This is a genomic window from Streptomyces sp. NPDC056061, assembly GCF_042266885.1.
Taxonomy (GTDB): domain Bacteria; phylum Actinomycetota; class Actinomycetes; order Streptomycetales; family Streptomycetaceae; genus Streptomyces.
Window position 1 is genome coordinate 1 of sequence record NZ_JBHJWQ010000093.1, and the last position, 1,572, is coordinate 1,572.

1 protein-coding gene is annotated in these 1,572 nt (G+C 68.4%); it reads right to left on the reverse strand.

What is annotated here, in order from left to right; genetic code table 11:
* Window positions 1–1,572, reverse strand: a 1,572-nt coding sequence (locus ACFC79_RS38240; protein WP_376249891.1) for a type I polyketide synthase, incomplete at both ends; no start/stop codon positions are given.

Genomic DNA, 1,572 nt, shown 5'->3' on the forward strand with positions numbered 1-1,572 from the left:
GCCACACCCTGCGCCTCCAGCGCACGCATGCCGTCGACGAAGCGAACCGCCTCACGGACATGCCGCACCCAGAACTCCGCGGTGGCGATCTCCTCCGCGGAGACCAGGTCCCCGGTCAGGTTCGACACGATCGGAATACGCGGCGTCTCGAACGCGATGCTCTCCGCGACCTCACGGAACGCATCCAACATCCCGTCCATACGCGGCGAATGGAACGCATGCGAAACCGTCAGCCGCTTCGTCTTACGACCCCGCGCCTCGAAACCGGCAGCAATCTCCAGCGCCGCATCCTCGTCACCCGCGATCACGACCGACTGCGGACCGTTCAGCGCAGCAATGCTCACACCCTCGACCAGCAGCGGCAGCACCTCGTCCTCCGACGCCTGCACCGCCACCATCGCACCACCAGCGGGCAGCTCCTCCATCAGACGGCCACGCGCAGCAACCAGCTTCGCCGCATCCGCCAGCGACAACACACCCGCCACATGCGCAGCAGCCAGCTCACCAATCGAATGACCCGACAGGAAATCAGGCCGCAGACCCCACGCCTCCACCAGACGGAACAACGCCACCTCAACCGCGAACAACGCAGGCTGCGTGAAACCCGTCCGACCGATCAACTCGGCGTCATCACCGAACACAACCTCACGCAACGGACGGTCCAGGTACACATCCAGGTGCGCACACACCGCATCCAGCGCATCCGCGAACACCGGGAACACGTCATACAACTCACGCCCCATACCCAGCCGCTGACTCCCCTGCCCCGTGAACAGGAACGCCGTCCGGCCCTCCACCACCGAACCCTCGACCAGACCCGAAACACCCCGCCCGGACGCCAACCGCTCCAGAGCAACCAGCAACCCATCACGATCAGCCGCGAGACCTGCCGCACGGTTGTCGAGCCCGGCGCGACCGGTGGCAAGGGAGAAGGCCAGGTCGGAAACACTCAGCTCGGGGTGAGTCCGCAGGTGGGCGGCCAGCTGCGCGGCCTGGGCACGCAGCGCGTCGGCGCCCTTCGCCGACAAGGTCCACAGCGAGGGCACGTGCTCCGCGCCAGGGAAGACGACGATTGCGGATTCCTGGTCCTGCTCGTCGTCTGCGGGAACCTGCTCGATGATGGCGTGGGCGTTGGTCCCGCTCAGGCCGAAGGCGGAGACGCCCGCCCGGCGGGGGTGCCCGGTCTCCGGCCACGGCACCGACTCGGTCAACAGCGAGACCGCACCGGCCTCCCAATCGACATGCGGGGTCGGCTCGTCGACGTGCAGCGTCCGCGGCAGCACCCCATGCTGGAGCGCCAGCACCATCTTCATCACACCCGCCACACCGGCCGCGGCCTGCGTATGCCCGATGTTCGACTTGATCGAGCCGAGGTGGAGCGGCCGGTCGGCCGGACGGTCCTGGCCATAGGTGGCCAGCAGCGCCTGCGCCTCGATCGGGTCACCCAGCTTCGTGCCCGTGCCGTGCGCCTCGACCGCGTCCACCTCGGACGCCGACAACCCCGCACCCGCCAGCGCCTGGCGGATGACACGCTGCTGCGACGGGCCGTTCGGCGCCGTCAGGCCGTTGCTC